The sequence below is a fragment of the Vitiosangium sp. GDMCC 1.1324 genome (assembly GCF_003044305.1).
Lineage (GTDB): Bacteria > Myxococcota > Myxococcia > Myxococcales > Myxococcaceae > Archangium.
Window position 1 is genome coordinate 178,441 of the sequence record NZ_PZOX01000008.1, and the last position, 17,191, is coordinate 195,631.

Genomic DNA, 17,191 nt, shown 5'->3' on the forward strand with positions numbered 1-17,191 from the left:
TGGGCGAGCCCATGATGTCGCCCACACAGCCTACGATCGACGCCTCGCTCGCCCCCCTCGCCTTCCTTTGCGGCTCGTGTTCGGCGGTGTTCTTCGTCCCGAAAGGCACGGAACGGCCGCGCGGAGATCCCGGCCACTCCAGCATCTATGATTTCAACGATATGACCTGTACCGGCCCGGGTGCTTCTAGTCTTTGCGTATGCGCATGCGCCTCGCTTCTTCATGAGTGGCCGCTGTACGACGATGCGCTCGGTAATCCGGAGCCTCTGGAAATCGAACTCGACGAGCCTGTCGCTCCGTGGTGCCGTGGAGATCGGCCTCAGCCTCGCCGGAGCCGAACCGAACGCCCCGCTCGCCCGCACGCTTCACGAAGGCGCCTGGTGTGAGCCCGACGAGTTCCCGGAAGTCGGCAATGAGGTGCGCCTGGTCGTAATAGCCCGCGTCTGCGGCGATGCGTCCCCAGTCCTTCGAGGTCGCCGCCATCCCCACGGCACGCTGCAGGCGAACGGCCCGCGCGAAATCCTTCGGCCCGATGCCGACGCTCTCCGTGAAGGCGCGGCGAAGATGCCGCGCCGTGACGCCAAGCCGCTCCGCCACGCTCTCCACCCGAACCTCGCCTCCTTCGAGCAAGCGAACCGCGCGGCGAGCGAGCCGTGCCGATGCCGGCTCGAATGTCTGGTGGGCACGAAGGGCGATCGCGTGGGAGAGTCGGTCGAGCATCTCCGGCAGGCTTCGCGCCGCAAGGAACTCGAGGCAGAGGTCGTCGCCCGAACGGCCCCAGATATCTTCCAGATGCACGATCCGGTCCGTCAGCGCGCTCGCTGCCACGCCCAGGAGCTGCGCCGACCAGCCCGGCTTGAACTGAAGGATTACCGCCCGCGTAACGCCGGTTGCGTTCTTGAACAGCGCCCGCGTTCGCGGGCCCGCGATGCACACATCCCCTTTCCGACCCTCCTCGAGCACTCGAAAGACAAGGATCGTTCTTCCGTCGGGCAGCCGTTCGTGACTTGCGCGTCCAGCGACTGGCACGACACCGCGAACGTCCTCGACGAAGCGGGAAATGGAGAAGGTCAAGGCAGCAAAGTCCATCGTGCGCGACACCCTCATATCCTTGCGCGTCCACCGCGGCCGTTCAATCCGGCGCGGAAGGAACGATGAAAATGTCCGGTCCTTCCAATTCACGGATCGCGCCGCGCCTCATAGTCCGCGCTCTCGTCTCCGGGCCTTTTCACGGGGCCGAGCCCACGAAAGGAAATCAGAATCATGAGCGAACCGACTTCCGCAGCCAACACCCCCAGCGCACCCACGCCGGTCCTGTCGGTCAGCCCCGTCGTGCTGCCAGCTCCCGGCCGCGCCGTTGAGCTCCAGGTGCGGGTCTCCGCGCCCGTGACCGGGAGCGAACTGCCCATCATCCTGCTCTCGCACGGCCACGGCCGCTCCAACCACCTCTCCTCATTGAACGGCTACGCCCCACTCGCCAACTACTATGCGGCACATGGCTTCGTCGTGCTCCAGCCTACCCATCTCGACTCAAAGACACTCACCCTCGACTCCAATGACCCCGATGCGCCTCTGTACTGGCGAGCGCGGGCCGAGGACATGACGCGCATCCTCGACCAACTCGACGCAATCGAGCGCGCCGTCCCCGAGCTCGCCGGGCGCTTGGATCGAAGCAAGGTGGCTGTCGTCGGGCACTCGATGGGCGGGCACACCGCGAGCCTGCTGCTTGGCGCGCGGCACAAGGCTCTCCACGACGGAACGGAAGTGAACCTCTCCGAGCCCCGGATCAAGGCGGGCGTGCTGCTCGCCGCGCCCGGCAGAGGCGACGCCCTCAGCAAGTTCGCAGCCGAGAACTACTCCTTCTTCTCGACCATCGACTTCTCCAAGATGACGACGCCCGCGCTCGTGGTCGCCGGCGACAAGGACGACTCTCCCCACCTGACGGTCGCAGGCGCCGACTGGCACGCCGATCCCTACTTCCTCTCCCCAAGCCCCAAGTCCCTGCTCACCCTGTTCGACGCAGGGCACGGGCTGGGCGGAGTCTCGGGATATGACGTCGCCGAGACCACGGACGAGAACCCCGAGCGAGTGGCTGCCGTTCAGCTTCTCACCTGGGCCTACCTCCGCACCGAGCTCTACCCCGGAGACTCCGCCTGGCGGGAAGCGCAAAACGCGCTGACTGGCGTAGCCAGGCCGCTCGGACGGGTCGAGTCCAAATAAGAAGGCGTCGTACATCACCGGGCAATCCATCGCCGTGGATGGAGGAGCGCAACGCGGCTTCTCATTGACACCGAGTTTCATCTACATGGATTCCTCGTTTCAGGCAGTCTCCGGGGTCGGCGGCCATGCAGGCCGCTCTTCATTGGGGGTTGGCATTGCATCTGTCGAAACTTCACTGGCTGGCACTGCTGCTGTGCGGCTGTGGTGCCGCGGTTTCGGACTCTGAACCCGAAGCGCTGACGTCCGTCCGTCAGGGCGTGATTCCGGTCGAGTCGTTCCGCGACTCGTTCAACGGCGCCAACAACGCGAACGACACGGGCCTCAACGACAACCTGTGGGCGCGGCAGTCCGGCACGCTGGCTCCGGCGACGTACACGCGCGTCCCCGGCCTCTGGTACTCCGCGCCGCCGCCGAGCATCTGGTGGGCCCAGGTCAACCACATCTGGCACCCGAACACGCTGACCTTCCACGAGTCCCCGTCCGCTCTGCGCATGGACAAGCCTTTCTACCGGGATGCCTCGGGAGCGTTCCGGCTGTCCTTCGTGGTCGAGCCCATCGTCGGTGACGCCCGCGACAGCTCCAACTGGGCGTCCGTCATGCTCAGCAGCTCGTCCGCGTCCAGCGCCTTCGTCGCCAACGCGGACATCGACTTCGGCTTCCTCGTCCGCTCCAACGGGGGACTGTCCATCTTCGACAACGGCACGCAGGTGGATGTAACGCCTGCAAGCGTGCCCGCGGCGGACCGGTACGTGGTGAGCCTGGCCGTGCGCGACGGGCACGTGCCCGGCACCACCGAGGTGCTCGGCACCGTCAATGGCACCTCCTTCTTCGCGACGTTGAATGGGCCCACCGCGCTTCCCGGGCAGGCGTATCTGTACCTCGGCGCCTATCTGGATGCGGGGCAGGTGACGCGCTTCGATGACGTGGTGGTGTTCCCCGTGGTGGACCACCTGAAGCACTACGGCTACTTCTGGGCCCAGTCTGCTGAATCTGGCGCCCACCTGGACGAGGTGACGGCCTACACCAACCTCAACTTCGTCCAGCGCCCGCAGGACCTCGCGGTGTGCGCCGCGCGCGGGGTGAAGTGCATCCTGGAGACTCGATGGCAGTTCTTCGAGGGCTCCACCCTGCTCCCGAACTACGCGCAGAACTGGAACGCGCTCGTCAACACCATCACCCCGTACCTGAGCAGCGTGGGCGCCTTCTACGTCATCGACGAGCCGTACTGGAATAATGTGTCGTATAACGACCTGAAGACGTGTGTGGACACCATCAAGAGCACCTTCCCGTCCATCCCGGTGATGGTGGTCCACGCGGTGCCATCCATCACCCCCTGGCTCGTCACGCCGCCAGGGGTGGATTGGGTGGGCTTCGACCACACCGGTCCGATGTCCCAGGTGGTGAGCTACGCCAACACGCTCCGCTCCACCCTGGCGCCCAACCAGAAGCTGTGGCTGGTTCCGCAGGCGCGCCGTGTCGGCGCCTATACGACGGACAAGGATGTCGCTCAGGCCAACTGGCAGTACTACGACCTGGCGCGTACGGATCCGCGCATCATGGGGCTCCTCAACTTCGGCCTGTGGCAGGGCGAGGAGGGGGACCCGAACACGCTTCCCCAGACAGTGGCGGCGGAGCGGGCCATCGGCAATGAATTGCTGAGGCGGTAGGCGGCACCGCCGGGCATGGCGTGAAGCCTTCCGCGCCATGCCCCAGCGTCCGGAATCCCGGGTACGACACGGCGGACCTGCGCCCTGCGATACTCTTTGTGAGGGAACGGGCGAGAAAGCTCTCCCCCTGGCCAGCAAAGCCAGGGAGGTGCCGGGAAGGCGTAAGGGATCAGCACTCCGGAGCGCGACTCCCGTAAGTTCTTCAACGGAGCGTGGTGAAGGTGGCGGGGTGAAGTGGTACGCCCACCTGAGCCCGGACACGCGCAGAACTGCAGTCGGGATTCCCGACCGCCCCTCTGCTCCGACGTGCGACATACGTGCAACACGGATGGTGGAAGCCGCCAACCATCTGTAAACGGTCGAACGCCCTCAGTGTGCCGCCGGCCGCAGGCAGTCCAGCTCCAGGTCCACCAGGAAGGACAGGTAGGCGTTGTCCCCTACCGCAGCGCGCGCCTCCTCCACCCGGGCCCGCGCCGCGTCCCACTCCCCTGCCCTCTTGAGCCGCGTCGACTCCAGCACCCGCCGGTTCGCCTCCAGCTCGCGCGACAGCCGCGCCGCATCCAATCGCTCCGTCCGCTCGAGCGCCGGCGGCTGCGCCATCGCCAGCAGCGCCTCCGGGTCAAATGGCTTGTCCGCGTTGAAGAGGAAGTATTCCACCGCCGGGTGGTCGTCCGTCACCGGCGCGGAGCCCTGGGTCCAGCGCCGCAACGCCTCCGTGCCCGCCACGTACGTGCCCAGCAGCCCATACGGCGAGGTGAAGCCCACGTCCGCCAGCGAGCGCGCCACCGACGCCTGCGCCCACCTCGCCTCCCACCCCGCCACGTCCACCGCCAACGGCCGGTCCCCCGCCACCAGCACCGCCTCGTAGTCCGAGGGTATCCACAGCGTCACCTCGGAGAAGGCCTCCAGCAGCGAGGCCACCATTCCCCGCGTCAGGTTGTCCGGCTGCTGCTGCAAGGGAATCCACTGCGCCAGCACTCCTCCCGGCGCCAGCCTCTGCTTCACCTCCCGGTAGAACTCCGTGGTGTAGAGGCTCACCACTCCCGCCGAGCGCGGCGGCGGCGGCTCGAAAGAGATGACGTCGTAGCGGCCCTGCGTCGACAGCAGGAAGTGCCGCCCATCGTCGAACACCACGTGCGTGCGCGGATCCTCCGCCGCCCCGTGGTTGTGCTCGGCGAAGTGCGGCGCCGCCGCCAGCACGTCCGGGTTGGTGTCCACGATGGTGAGCGAGCGCAGGCCCGGGTGGCTCGTGAAGGAGCCCGCCGTGCTTCCCGTGCCGAAGCACACCTGCAACACCTCCTTCGGCTCCGGGTGCATCAGCATCGGCAGGTGCGCCAGTGTCGCCATGTATCGCTTCCTCGGCAGCGCCGTGTTCGCGTACGACACCGAGCCGAACAGCAGTTGCTGGTGGCGGAAGCTCTTCTCCCGGCACCCCGGGCCACAGGCATACAGCCCCGAGTCGCACACCGAGGCGTTGTCGTACTCGAGCACCGCCAGCGCCCCGTCCACGCCCTCGCGCACGAAGCGCACTCGCGAGTCCACGTGCTCGGCAAAGGCCCGCACCAGCAGGTCTCCCGGCACCATCACCACCGCCACCGCGAGCAGCGCCGCCCCGGCCCACATGCTCCGGCGGGCGCTCGGCCGCGCCTGTGAATCCAGTGCCTGCACCCCCAGCGCGAGCGCCATGTTCAGCGCGCACACGAGGACGAACGTCCACTGCGTGCCCACCGCCGGCACCAGCACGAAGCCCACCAGCAGCGAGCCCACGATGCCGCCCAGCGTGTTCACCGAGTACAGCAGGCCCACGTTGCTCGCCGCGCTCGCCACGTGCCGGGTGGTGAGCTGCACCACCAGCGGGAAGATGACGCCAATGAGGGACGCGGGCACGAGGATGACGAGCGCCGCGTGCAGCAGCATGCCCACGTAGACGGCGTTGGGGCCCCAGCCGCCCACCACGCCGGAGAGCATCTGGTTCACCGGACGCGACATCCCCAGCAGCGCCAGGGACATCAGGCCCGCGAAGGACAGCAGCGCCTCCACGGAGACGAAGAGCTCCAACTCCCGCACCCGCCCGGCCAGCTTCAGCGAGTAGACGAGCCCTCCGATGACGAGCCCCAGGAGGAACGTCACCAGCAGGATGGTGAAGGCGTAGGTGGTGGAGTCCAGCGAGGTGGAGAGGACTCGGAACCAGAGCACCTCATAGGAGATGGACGCGAAGCCGCACAGCGCGAACGCCGCGACGAGCAGCGTGCGGCGTGCCCCGTGGAAGACGGAGGAGGCCTCGGAAGTCTCGGAGGAAGAGGCCGGCGCGGGCGCGGTGGCGGAGAGGGGCTCGGGGCGCAGCCACAGGTGCAGGAGGTACACAGCGAGCCCCACCAGCAGGTTGAGCCCCGCCGCGAGCGCCGCCGTGCGCCACAGTCCCACCGCGCCGATGAGGTAGAAGCCCGCCAGCCCGCATCCGAGCGCCGCGCCCAGCGTGTTGAGCGAGTACAGCACGCCGAAGGAGCGCCCCAGCCCCTCCAGCTCGCGCGCCACGAAGCGCATGAGGACGGGCAGCGTACCGCCCATGACGAAGGTGGGGGGCAACACCAGCAGGAAGGCCAGTACCCCGCGCAACGGCATCGGCCCGCCTCCCGGCAGGCCCAGCGCGGAGAGCCACTCGGGCAGGGTGGCCAGCACCCGGGTGATGCCCAGCGCCAGCAGGCCCGTGGCCGCCTCCAACAACCCATAGGCCAGCAACGGGCGCTTCAGCCCATCCGCGAGCCGCCCCAACCCCAGGCTGCCCAGGACGAGCCCCGCCAGGAAGGCGGACACCACCAGGCTCGCGGCGAACGTGGTGTGGCCCACCACCAGCGTCAGGTAGCGGACCCAGATGACCTCGAAAACGAGCCCGCTCATGCCGGAGGCAACGAAGAGCAGGCCCACGGCGGCGAACACTCTGGCGGAGATGCGATTCACGGGGAGCGCGAGTCTACCCCGACACCCGCCTCTCCGCAGATCCGCTCGCACGCCCGGCGGGCGGATGGCGCCCCTTCCCTCCTCCCCGAGGGCCTCAGCGCCTCGGGCCGCGCCCGTTCTGCATGAGGCTCAGCCGCTGCCGCGCGCCCCGGTGCTGCGGGTCGAACCGGAGCGCCTCCTCCAGGTCCCCGCGCGCCTTCGCCATGTCGCCCTGGCGGGCATAGGCATCAGCGAGCATCACCAGCACCTCGACGTTGTACGGCTGCAGGTCCAGGGAGCGCTCCAGTTCCTGGATGCCGGTGGCCACGTCCCCCTTGCGGAACGCCACCTGGCCGAGCACCACGTGCGGCAGGGGCAGCCCCTCGGACTCCGGCTCATGCGTCAGCGTCTCCAGCGCCGCCACTCCCCGCGGATCTCCCGCCCCGCCGAGCGGAAGCGCGGCGGACTGGCGCACCCAGAGCGACTTGTCCTTCAGCAGCGGGGCCAGCACGTCCGCCACGTCGCGCGTGCCCGTATAGGACAGCGCCGTGGAGAGGTCCGCGCGCAGGCCCGGATCGCTCGCCGTGGCGAGCGCCGCCTTCAACGCGGGCACGGCCTCCTTGCGGAAGCGCTGGGCCAGCAATTGGGCCGCCACGCCGCGCAGGGCCGGGGCCTCCTTCTTGTCCGCCAGCACCTGCTCCAGCGGCTGCCGGCTGTCCGCGGCGGTCTTGTCTGCAATCGCATCCGCCAGCCGCATCCGCCGCGCCTGCCGCTGCTCCGCGTTCGGCCACCACTTCTTCATCGCCTCCACCATCGACTCGGGCGTGGCCTTCTCGTGCGTGTGGCAGGCGTTGCACGCGTTGGGAATGCCATGCTTCACCGTGTTCTGCGGCACCGGCACGTCCAGGGCATGGTCCGCGAAGTGGTCCAGCACGCCCGAGATGGTCGGCGGCATGTGGCAGGCCACGCAGTCCTGCGCCTCCGCCGACGCGTGGTGCGTGTGCTTCTGCCCCTCGGCGAACACCTTCGCGTGGCAGCCCTGGCAACTGGCCGAGTCCACCGTCGCGCCCTTCGTGAGGTGCTTCGGCTGTTTGATTTCATTGGCCGCGTGCTCGGCGTGGGGCGCGGTGTGGCAGGTGAGGCACGTGGCCCCTCCCTGCAGGTAGCAGCGGGACTGGGTCAGGGCCTGGTACTCGAAGCTGGAAGTCTTCGGGCGCCCGTCCTCGAAGTAGTCGCCGGAGCGCTCGCTGCCGCCCAGCAGCACCACCATGGGCTGGTAGTGGTCCTCGTAGCGCTCTCCCGGCACGAAGCGGTGCTGCGCGTCCAACAGCGGGAAGAGCGTGCGGTGCGGCCCGTGGCACTGCGCGCACACGGCCAGCCCCTTCTGCGGCGGGAGCTTCGACGGCTGGACGATGTCCTTGGTGAGCTGGGTCTCCACGTGGCGCGCACCCGGGCCATGGCAGCTCTCGCAGGCCACGCCCGCGTCCGAGAAGCCGGTGCTCCAGTGGTGGGTCGTCCGGTCGTAGCGCGTGTTGAGGCCGGTCACGTGGCAGTCCAGGCACGCGTGCTGGACGTTGCGCTGCCAGTTGGACCAGAAGAAGGGGTGGTCCGGCGCCAGGGCCCCCTGCTTCGCCTCGGAGTAGTCCACCCACTCGCCCTTGCCGGTGACGTGGAAGTAGATGGGCAGCACCTGCCAGCGGCCATCCGGCATCATCGTCACGGGGTCCTGCATCCGCTTGCCGCCCACCACCCAGTCCACGGGGTACTCGCCGAGCACGCCCGTGGGCCCCTTCGTGCGCATGGAGTAGTGCTCGTCCCGCAGCGCCATCCACGCCTCGCTGGAGTCCCCCTTGTAGTGGGTGTTGGTGCCGAACTCGCCGACCACGAAGCGCGAGTTGGCCTCCGAGAGCGCGCGGGCATGCCAGTCCTTGCTCCACGCGGTGTGCTCATCGTCATGGCAGTCGGCGCACTTCGCGGAACCCACGTAGCCGGTGGAGGGCGACGACAGCTCGATGTGGGCCCTGGGCGCGGCCTTCGGCTCAGGCGGTGCGGCCACGGGAGCGGCCCGGGTGGCCGTCTCCGCCGGAGCAACGGGAATGGAGGGCGCGGCGGGCGGGGTGTTTGGCGCGGCGGGGCGCCAGACGACGGCCCCGGCGATCAGCACGAGGAGGACGGCGGCCGCGAGGACGAGCGTACGAGAGCGGGGCATGCGAGCGGGGGGCGGGCAGGAGGCAGCGCAAACGCTACCTCAGGCCGGTGACGCTACCTCAACCGCGCGTCGGCTGCTGCGGGGTCGCGCCGGGTGGGGTCGGCCGCTGCTGGCGACGCCTCGCGGCGAGGTGGCCACGCAGGAGTTCCAGCAGCCCCGAGACCGCGAAGAGCACCAGGGCCCCTCCGCCCACCGTCACCGCATAGTCCGGCAGGCCCGCCCGGCCACAGTCGAGGCAGGCGACGCTCGGGTCACCCGGCTCGTAGTGCAGCTCGACGGTGGAGCCGGCCGGAAAGCGGCCCACGTACTCCCTCGCCTCTTCCATGTTCCCCGTGTCGGTGGCGGCGAAGGCGATGATATCGGACGTGTAGTGCCCGGAACCCACCTCGTAGCTGTACCGGACATGCGGCCGGAAGGTCACCGAGCGCCGGCTGCGCAACGTCTCCACCGAAGAGGACAGCACCGAGCCCTTCGCCACCGGCCAGCGCTCGCTCGCCCAGGCCCGGTAGATGGCCCTCGCGCCACCGAAGACGAGCATTCCTCCGAACAACAGCATCACCAACCCGAGCAACACCCTCTTCGTCACGGCGGAACCTCGCATGCCCGGCGCTCCGGGCGGTGGAATGGGGACAGCGCGCGCTGACTCATGGGGACGGGCTGCCGGCGCGGGCCGCCTCGCGCACGGCGGCCTTGAGCACCTCCAGGTCCACCGGCTTGTCCAGGAAGGCGCTCACCCCCAGCACCCGCGCCGCCTCGCGCGTCTCTTCATCCGCGAAGGCCGACAGGACGACGACCGGGCAGGAGAGCCCGGCCGCCTGCGCCTGGGCGAGCACCTCCAGGCCCGTGCGCCCCGGCATCCGGACGTCCGAGAGGATGAGGTCCGGCGGCATCAACGGACCCCCACACACCTGTGTCAGCGCCACGTAGTCGGACAGCTCGAAGCCGTCCTCCAGTGCCACCACCGCGAAGCCCGCCCGCGCCAGCGTCAGCGTGAGGAGCGCGCGCATCTCGTCATCGTCCTCGGCCAGGAGGACACGCAGCGGGCGGGGTTCCGAGGGGAGAGGTGGCATCATGGCGCATGACCGGAGCGGAGAATCACCTCCCACTCCACAGCATGCTCCGTGCCAGCGCGCTTCCGCCCCGGGAGGGAGGCGCCATCAGCGAGCCACTCGGGGCATCGTGCCCCACGGGGCATCGTGCCCCACGGGGCATTGTGCCCCGCGCATTGGGGCATGTTGCCTCCCTCCTTCCGCTCCTCTTTACGAGGGAGGAGCGCATTGGCACGGGCCATGCTCCTGGAATGGGACGAACCCGCATTCCGCGGGCCTCTCAGTGAGGAGGCAGTCCCCATGAAGCGTTCGTCCATCCTGCTCGGCGTTACCGTGTCCCTCATGTCCCTGGGCGCGTTCGCGGCCACCAAGGAGGGCTCGACGCCCGCGGAGAAGCCGGCCACGACCGCGCCCGCAAAGAAGTCCACCGCCAAGAAGAACACCAAGCACACCTCGGAGACCAAGAAGCCGGCGGCCACCGAGAACTCCGGCAGCTGACGCCTTCTCTGCTTGCGCCCCTGCCCCGGTCCATGCCCTCCTCCATACCCCTCTGACCATGGACCGGGGTGGGCGAGCGCTTCGCCGTGGATGTCCGGGAGACCGAGGCATCTCCCGGAAGCCGAGACCTCATGAAGCTCGCCCGGAAGATCACCTTCGCGCTCGTCCTGCTCGCCTTCGCCGTCATCGCGGGGCTGGAGACCATCGAAGTGCAGCGCGAGCTGGCCCGCTCGGCGCTGGACATGCAGCATGACCATCGCCTGCTCGGCCACACGCTGGGGGGCTCGTTCGTGCGGGCGTGGGAGCTGGAGGGCGAGGACGAGGCGCTGACGCTGCTGGCGGACGCCAACCGCTTCCAGGAGCAGGTGCGGCTGAGCTGGCGCTGGCTGGACTCGCCGAGCGCGGCGGAGCTGCCTCGCGACCAACTGGCGGCGCTGCGCGCGGGTCAGGACACGTTCTTCGTGGACGACCGGCTGCCACCGGGCCTGCTGCGCTCCTTCACCCCCGTGAGCATCGGCCCCAGACGGGGTGCCATTGAAATCATCGAGCCGCTGACGGAACAGCGCATGCACGTGCGCCAGACGGTGGTGGGCACCGCGGTGGCCACGGGCGCCATCACCCTGGCCTTCCTGCTGGTGGCCATGGCCATGGGCCGCAGACTGGTGGGCCGCCCGGTGGAGCAGCTCGCGGAGCTGGCGCAGCGCATCGGCCAGGGAGACCTGGAGGCGCGGGTCCACCTGCGCCAGAAGGACGAGCTGGCCACCCTGGCGGACGCGATGAACCAGATGGCCGGCGGGCTGGCGGCCGCGCGCGCGCAGGTGGTGGCGGAGACGGCGGCGCGCCTGGCCACGCTCGAGCACCTGCGGCACGCGGACCGGCTCGCCACGGTGGGCAAGCTCGCCTCCGGCATGGCGCACGAGCTGGGTACCCCGCTCAACGTGGTGCTCGGCCGGGCGAAGATGATCTCCACCGGCGAGGCCCAGGGCGACGAGTCGCTGGAGTGCGCCCGCATCATCTCCCAGCAGGTGCTGCACATGACGGGCATCATCCGCCAGCTGCTGGACTTCGCCCGGCGGCGCACGCCCCGGCGCACCCCGGAGGACCTGACGCAACTGGTGGAGCGGACGCTGGCGCTGCTGCAGCCCATGGCGGCGCGGCGCAACATCGTGCTCGCCACCGAGGCCCCGGGACCGATGAACCTGGAGGTGGACGCCGGACAGCTCCAGCAGGCCATCACCAACCTGGTGGTCAACGGCATCCAGGCGATGAAGCGCCCAGGCACGCTGCGGGTGCGGCTGGGACGAGCGCACGCCCTGCCTCCCGTGGAGCTGGGGGGCCCGGAGGCCGAGTGGGTGCGGCTGGACGTGACGGACGAGGGCGAGGGCATCGCCCCCGAGGTGCTGCCCCGCATCTTCGAGCCCTTCTTCACCACCAAGGACGTGGGCGAGGGAACGGGCCTCGGGCTGTCCGTCTCCTATGGGCTCATCCGGGACCACGGCGGGTGGATCTCCGTGAGCAGCGAGCATGGGCGCGGTAGTTGCTTCTCGATATTCCTCCCACCAGAGGCCAGGGAACCACCACAGGGGGCCAAGGCATGAGCGCGACCAAGGGACGGATCCTCATCGTCGAGGACGAGCGGGAGATGCGAGCGCTGTTGGAGAAGGGCATGGCCCGCCGGGGCTTCGTCCCCACCGTGCGTGGCAGCGCGGACGAGGCCTTCGCGCTGCTCGAGGCGGAGGACTTCGACACCGTCCTCACGGACCTGCGGATGCCGGGGATGGACGGGCTGGCGCTGTGCGAGCGCATCGTCCTCAACCGCCCGGACATTCCGGTGGTGGTGGTGACGGCCTTTGGCAGCCTGGAGACGGCGGTGGCCGCCATCCGGGCGGGCGCGTACGACTTCGTCACCAAGCCGGTGGACCTGGACGCGCTGGTGCTGGTGTTGGAGCGGGCGGTGCAACACCGGGCGCTGCGCGACGAGGTGCGCCGGCTGCGCCGGGCCCTGGGCGACGTGTCCGCCGATGGGGGCGTGGTGGGCGAGAGCCAGGCGCTGCGCCGGGTGTACGAGCTCATCGACCGGGTGGCGGACTCGGATGCCTCGGTGCTGGTGACGGGCGAGAGCGGCACCGGCAAGGAGGTGGCCGCCCGCACGCTGCACGCGCGCAGCCGGCGCCACAACGGCCCCTTCGTGGCCATCAACTGCGCGGCCATGCCCGAGGCCCTGCTGGAGAGCGAGCTGTTCGGCCACGCCAAGGGCGCCTTCACCGACGCCAAGGCCGCGCGCACCGGCCTCTTCGTCAAGGCCAACGGTGGCACCCTCTTCCTGGACGAGGTGGGAGAGCTGCCCCTGCCCCTGCAGCCCAAGCTGCTCCGGGCCCTGCAGGAGCGCACGGTGCGTCCGGTGGGAGGGGACACGGAGGTGCCCTTCGACGCGCGCATCGTCGCCGCCACCAACCGGGATTTGGAGATGGCCGTGGAGGAGGGGCGCTTCCGCGAGGACCTGTACTACCGGCTCAACGTCATCGGCCTGGAGCTGCCGCCGTTGCGCGCCCGTGGCAATGACGTGCTGCTGCTGGCCCAGCGCTTCCTGGAGCACTTCGCCGCGCGCAGCGGCAAGCGCGTGGTGGGACTCAGCCCCGCAGCGGCCCAGCGCCTGCTCGCCTACACGTGGCCCGGCAACGTGCGCGAGCTGCAGAACTGCATCGAGCGCGCCGTGGCCCTCACCTCCTACGAGCAGCTCACCGTGGAGGACCTGCCCGAGCGCATCCGGGACTATCGCGCCCCCAGCACCCACGCCCAGGGCAACGACGTGTCCGAGCTGGTCTCCCTCGAGGAGATGGAGCGCCGCTACATCCAGCGCGTGCTGGAGACGGTGGGCGGAAGCCGGACGCTGGCCTCGCGCATCCTCGGCGTGGACCGCAAGACGCTCTACCGCAAGCTGGGCCGGCGCAACGCCGCCGCCGGCGCCGAGGACAAGGAGGACTCGAAGGCCTGAGGGGCGCGCGCCCGGCCGTGATCCCTTCCTGCTGGACAAACCCCGAGACTTGGACGATGGGTGCCCCGCCGCAAGGAGGACGCGCCATGGCCACGCTGGATCCCGAGCCCATCTTCCCACATGACCTGCGCGATGCCTGGCCCGCGCTCTCCCGTGACGAACGCGTGGAGAGTTTCAAGATGGTGCCGCACGCCACGGCGGACGACTTCTTCCTCTCGCTGTCCGCGCAGGAGCAGGCCGAGCTCATCCTCTCGCTGGCCCCCGGCGAGCGGCGCACCTGGTTGCGGCTGCTGGCCCCGGACGACGCGGTGGACGTCATCCAGTCCGCCCCGGCCGACGCCCGGGACTCGCTGCTGCAGGAGCTGGACGAGTCCACCCGCCGCGAGGTGCAGGCCCTGCTGGCCTACGAGGAGGACGAGGCCGGCGGGTTGATGAATCCCCGCTTCGCCCGCGTGCGGCCGGAGATGACCATCGACGAGGCCATCAGCTACCTGCGCAAACAGACGCGCGAGAAGGTGGAGACGGTCTACTACGCCTACGTGCTGGACGCGCAGCAGCACATGCAGGGCGTGGTGTCACTGCGCCAGCTCTTCCAGGCCGCCCCCGACAAGCGCGTGGCGGACGTGATGAGCCGGGATCTGGTCACCGTCTCCGAGGACACCGACCAGGAGCACGTGAGCCGGCTCTTCGCCGAGCACGGCCTGATGGCGATTCCGGTGGTGGATGCCGACAGGCGGATGAAGGGCATCGTCACCGTGGACGACATCGTCCAGGTGGTGCAGGAGGAGGCCACCGAGGACATCCAGAAGGTGGGCGGTATGGAGGCGCTCGACGCGCCCTACTTCGAGGTGACGTTCCTCGCCATGCTGAAGAAGCGCGCCGGATGGCTGCTCGTGCTCTTCCTGGGCGAGATGCTCACCGCCACGGCCATGGGCCACTTCGAGGAGGAGATCTCCAAGGCGGTGGTGCTGGCGCTCTTCGTGCCCCTCATCATCAGCTCCGGAGGCAACTCGGGCAGCCAGGCCACCACGCTCATCATCCGCTCGCTGGCGCTCACCGAGGTGCGGCTGCGCGACTGGTGGCGCGTGATGCGGCGCGAGGTGCTGGCCGGGGTGGCGCTGGGGGCGACCCTGGGCTGCGTCGGCATCGCGCGCATCCTCATCTGGCAGGGCATCTTCCACACCTACGGCGAGCACGCCGTCCTGGTGGCGCTCACCGTGGGCATGTCGCTGGTGGGCGTGGTCACCTGGGGGACCCTGTCCGGCTCCATGTTGCCCTTCATCCTGCGCCGGCTCGGCTTCGACCCGGCGAGCGCCTCCGCGCCCTTCGTGGCCACGCTGGTGGACGTGTCCGGGCTCGTCATTTATTTCACCGTCGCGAGCCTTATTCTGCGCGGAACGCTGCTATAGGCGTTATCCAGGGAAATCGAGCGAGAGCGGGGCCGGCCGCTTCGCTTCCACCCTGGAGACGCACGCTTGAGCACGAACCCCCCCCACTACAACCTCTGGGCGCCCGAGACGCGCGCCAACCCCCTGCCTGTCTATGCGCGCATGCGGCAGGAGGCGCCCCTGGTCCGTCTGTTCGACCCCGTCCTCCGCATCCCCGTGTGGGTGGCGACCCGCTACAAGGATTCGGTGGAGCTGCTGCGCGATCCCCGCTTCACCAAGGACACGCGCAAGCTCCCCGCCGGCGCGCTGTCGAAGGAGATGCAGACCGAGTCCATGCAGGCGCTCAGCCAGCACATGCTCATGACGGACCCGCCGGACCACACGCGCCTGCGCACGCTGGTGTCCAAGGCCTTCACGCCCCGCCGTGTGGAGGAGCTGCGCACGCGCATCACCACCATCGCCGGGGAGCTGCTGGACACCGCCCGGGCTCGCGGCTCGTCCATGGACCTGCTCGACGCCTTCGCCTTCCCGCTGCCCATCATCGTCATCGCCGAGATGCTCGGTGTGCCGGTGGAGGACCGGGACCAGTTCCGCGATTGGACGGGCGTCATCGTCAGCCCGCCCTCCGACGGGAACTTCGAGCCCGTCCAGAAGGCCGGCGAGCAGTTCGCCCGGTACTTCCAGAACCTGCTGGCGCGACGCCGAGCCGAGCCCCGGGATGATCTCCTCTCCGCGCTCATGTCCGTGGAGGAGCAGGGAGACCGGCTCTCGCCCACCGAGCTGCTCAGCATGCTGTTCCTCCTGCTGGTGGCGGGCCACGAGACGACGGTGAACCTCATTGGCAACGGCGTCTGGGCGCTGCTGAAGCACCCGGAGCAGCTCGAGCGGCTGCGCGCCAACCCGGCCCTCATCGAGTCCGCGGTGGAGGAGATGCTGCGCTACCGCGGTCCGGTGGAGACCAGCACCTTTCGCTGGGCGACCCAGGACACCGAGTTCCGCGGCCAGGTGATTCCCGCGGGCGAGGCGGTGATTGCGTCGCTGATGGCGGCCGACCACGACCCCGAGCAGTTCCCCGAGCCGGAGAAGTTCGACATCACCCGCGAGCCCAACCGGCACATCGCCTTCGGCTTCGGCATCCACTTCTGCCTGGGCGCGCCGCTGGCCCGGCTCGAGGCGACCATCGCCATCAACCTGCTGCTCGAGCGCATGCCCCGGCTGCGCTTCTGGATGGACCCGGCCGAGCTGCGCTGGCGTGACGGCATCCTCGTGAATGGCCTGCAGCGCCTGCCCGTCGCCTTCTGAGCATCCCGCGGCGCGTTCGTGACAGGATGGGCGGAGCATGTCCATTCCCTGTCCCCGCTGTCAGCAGCCCATCACCCCGGGAGCCACGCACTGCCAGAGCTGTGGCTCCTCCCTCCTGCTCGAGGCCGCCCCGGGTGGCGCGGAGCCCACGTGCGCCGTCCACCCCACCCTGCGCAGCCTCGCCATCTGCGACCGCTGCGGTGCGTTCGCCTGCGCCCGGTGCCTGCGCGCCGGCCCTCGCGGCGAGGTGGTCTGCGAGGCCTGTCTGACCCGTGACCCGGACGAGCCGCTGCCGTGGGACCAGCGCGAGGAGCTGGGCACGCTCAAGGCCGTGTGGCGGACGGCCGTCAACGTGATGCTCCACCCGGACTTCTTCGCCAAGGCCCGTCCCGAGGGGAGCCCGAGCAGCTCGCTGCTGTTCGCCCTGCTGTGCGCACTGCCCGGTTGGTTCACGACGGGCCTCACCTACATGGGCATGTTCTCCCTCATGCCCTCCCTGGCCCCCGAGTCGCAGACGCAGTCCGCCTCCGACTCGATGGCCATGATGAAGTGGGCGGGGGTGGGCATGCTCGCGTTCTGCGTCCTGCTCGGCCCGGTGATCTCCCTGGTGTCCACCGTGCTCATGGCGGGCATCGACCACCTCATACTGCGGATGGGAGGCGTCACCCGGGGCTACGCGGTGACGCTCCGGGCCCACTCCATGTCCCAGGCGCCCTGGTTGCTCGGCGTGGTGCCCTTCATCGGCATGCAGGTGGGCCCCCTCTGGGCGATGGTGGCCCGCGTCTTCGCCTACCGCGGGCTGCACCGGACGACCTGGGGCGTGGCACTGGCGGGAGCCCTGCTGGCCCCGCTGCTCACCTGTTGCCTGTGCGGCGGGGGCTACCTCGCCATCATCCTGGCGGCGATCGGCAAGGTGGGCCACTAGC

At 69.5% G+C, this 17,191-nt stretch carries 13 protein-coding genes; 8 read left to right on the forward strand and 5 right to left on the reverse strand.

From position 1 onward, the window contains the following. Nucleotides 1-186: 186 nt before the first annotated feature. Nucleotides 187-1,101 (reverse strand): AraC family transcriptional regulator, encoded by a 915-nt coding sequence (locus tag DAT35_RS60910; RefSeq protein WP_304466067.1) that lies wholly within the window; start codon nt 1,099-1,101, stop codon nt 187-189. A 162-nt stretch (nt 1,102-1,263) separates the two neighbouring features. On the opposite strand from DAT35_RS60910, the gene DAT35_RS24005 reads away from it, so the two are divergent. Together DAT35_RS24005 and DAT35_RS24010 are read left to right on the forward strand one after the other, a co-directional pair. Then, nucleotides 1,264-2,220: an alpha/beta fold hydrolase gene (locus DAT35_RS24005; RefSeq protein WP_108069466.1), complete on the forward strand. Its 957-nt coding sequence runs from the start codon at nt 1,264-1,266 to the stop codon at nt 2,218-2,220. A gap of 155 nt (nt 2,221-2,375) precedes the next feature. Continuing rightward, nucleotides 2,376-3,887 carry a hypothetical protein gene (locus tag DAT35_RS24010; protein WP_146209858.1) on the forward strand — a complete coding sequence of 504 codons (1,512 nt, stop codon included), beginning with the start codon at nt 2,376-2,378 and terminating at the stop codon, nt 3,885-3,887. A gap of 369 nt (nt 3,888-4,256) precedes the next feature. Here the strand turns inward: DAT35_RS24010 and DAT35_RS24020 are convergent, their stop codons facing one another. From DAT35_RS24020 to DAT35_RS24035, 4 genes are all read right to left on the reverse strand, one after another. Then, a complete protein-coding gene (locus DAT35_RS24020; protein WP_108069468.1) occupies nt 4,257-6,845 on the reverse strand; it encodes a fused MFS/spermidine synthase in 2,589 nt (862 codons plus the stop codon). Nucleotides 6,846-6,939: 94 nt separating this feature from the next. Then, the gene (locus tag DAT35_RS24025; protein ID WP_108069469.1) at nt 6,940-9,033 is read right to left on the reverse strand and encodes a tetratricopeptide repeat protein; all 2,094 of its coding nucleotides are present in this window, start codon (nt 9,031-9,033) and stop codon (nt 6,940-6,942) included. 58 nt (nt 9,034-9,091) lie between these two features. Beyond that, nucleotides 9,092-9,634: a DUF3592 domain-containing protein gene (locus DAT35_RS24030; RefSeq protein WP_108069470.1), complete on the reverse strand. Its 543-nt coding sequence runs from the start codon at nt 9,632-9,634 to the stop codon at nt 9,092-9,094. Between the two features lie 43 nt (nt 9,635-9,677). Continuing rightward, nucleotides 9,678-10,106 carry a response regulator gene (locus DAT35_RS24035; protein ID WP_108069471.1) on the reverse strand — a complete coding sequence of 143 codons (429 nt, stop codon included), beginning with the start codon at nt 10,104-10,106 and terminating at the stop codon, nt 9,678-9,680. Nucleotides 10,107-10,382: 276 nt separating this feature from the next. On the opposite strand from DAT35_RS24035, the gene DAT35_RS24040 reads away from it, so the two are divergent. From DAT35_RS24040 to DAT35_RS24065, 6 genes are all read left to right on the forward strand, one after another. Then, complete coding sequence (locus tag DAT35_RS24040; protein WP_108069472.1) at nt 10,383-10,580, forward strand: hypothetical protein; 198 nt, start codon at nt 10,383-10,385, stop codon at nt 10,578-10,580. Between the two features lie 131 nt (nt 10,581-10,711). Beyond that, a complete protein-coding gene (locus DAT35_RS24045) occupies nt 10,712-12,178 on the forward strand; it encodes a sensor histidine kinase (protein ID WP_108069473.1) in 1,467 nt (488 codons plus the stop codon). After that, nucleotides 12,175-13,575: a sigma-54 dependent transcriptional regulator gene (locus DAT35_RS24050; RefSeq protein WP_108069474.1), complete on the forward strand. Its 1,401-nt coding sequence runs from the start codon at nt 12,175-12,177 to the stop codon at nt 13,573-13,575. Before DAT35_RS24045 ends, DAT35_RS24050 begins: the two co-directional genes overlap by 4 nt. 86 nt (nt 13,576-13,661) lie before the next feature. After that, the gene (mgtE, locus tag DAT35_RS24055) at nt 13,662-14,984 is read left to right on the forward strand and encodes a magnesium transporter (RefSeq protein WP_108069475.1); all 1,323 of its coding nucleotides are present in this window, start codon (nt 13,662-13,664) and stop codon (nt 14,982-14,984) included. A 66-nt stretch (nt 14,985-15,050) separates the two neighbouring features. Beyond that, the gene (locus tag DAT35_RS24060) at nt 15,051-16,265 is read left to right on the forward strand and encodes a cytochrome P450 (RefSeq protein ID WP_233261674.1); all 1,215 of its coding nucleotides are present in this window, start codon (nt 15,051-15,053) and stop codon (nt 16,263-16,265) included. 37 nt (nt 16,266-16,302) lie between these two features. Continuing rightward, nucleotides 16,303-17,190 carry a YIP1 family protein gene (locus tag DAT35_RS24065; protein ID WP_108069476.1) on the forward strand — a complete coding sequence of 296 codons (888 nt, stop codon included), beginning with the start codon at nt 16,303-16,305 and terminating at the stop codon, nt 17,188-17,190. The last annotated feature ends 1 nt before the right edge of the window (nt 17,191 follow it).

What these genes read in the sequence shown, in the direction of transcription:
- DAT35_RS24040 (WP_108069472.1), top strand. Translation starts at nt 10,383, where the DNA reads ATGAAGCGTTCGTCCATCCTGCTCGGCGTTACCGTGTCCCTCATGTCC.
- DAT35_RS24035 (WP_108069471.1), bottom strand. Translation starts at nt 10,106, where the DNA reads ATGATGCCACCTCTCCCCTCGGAACCCCGCCCGCTGCGTGTCCTCCTG.
- DAT35_RS24050 (WP_108069474.1), top strand. Translation starts at nt 12,175, where the DNA reads ATGAGCGCGACCAAGGGACGGATCCTCATCGTCGAGGACGAGCGGGAG.
- DAT35_RS24045 (WP_108069473.1), top strand. Translation starts at nt 10,712, where the DNA reads ATGAAGCTCGCCCGGAAGATCACCTTCGCGCTCGTCCTGCTCGCCTTC.
- DAT35_RS24065 (WP_108069476.1), top strand. Translation starts at nt 16,303, where the DNA reads ATGTCCATTCCCTGTCCCCGCTGTCAGCAGCCCATCACCCCGGGAGCC.
- DAT35_RS24025 (WP_108069469.1), bottom strand. Translation starts at nt 9,033, where the DNA reads ATGCCCCGCTCTCGTACGCTCGTCCTCGCGGCCGCCGTCCTCCTCGTG.
- DAT35_RS24005 (WP_108069466.1), top strand. Translation starts at nt 1,264, where the DNA reads ATGAGCGAACCGACTTCCGCAGCCAACACCCCCAGCGCACCCACGCCG.
- DAT35_RS24030 (WP_108069470.1), bottom strand. Translation starts at nt 9,634, where the DNA reads ATGCGAGGTTCCGCCGTGACGAAGAGGGTGTTGCTCGGGTTGGTGATG.
- mgtE (WP_108069475.1), top strand. Translation starts at nt 13,662, where the DNA reads ATGGCCACGCTGGATCCCGAGCCCATCTTCCCACATGACCTGCGCGAT.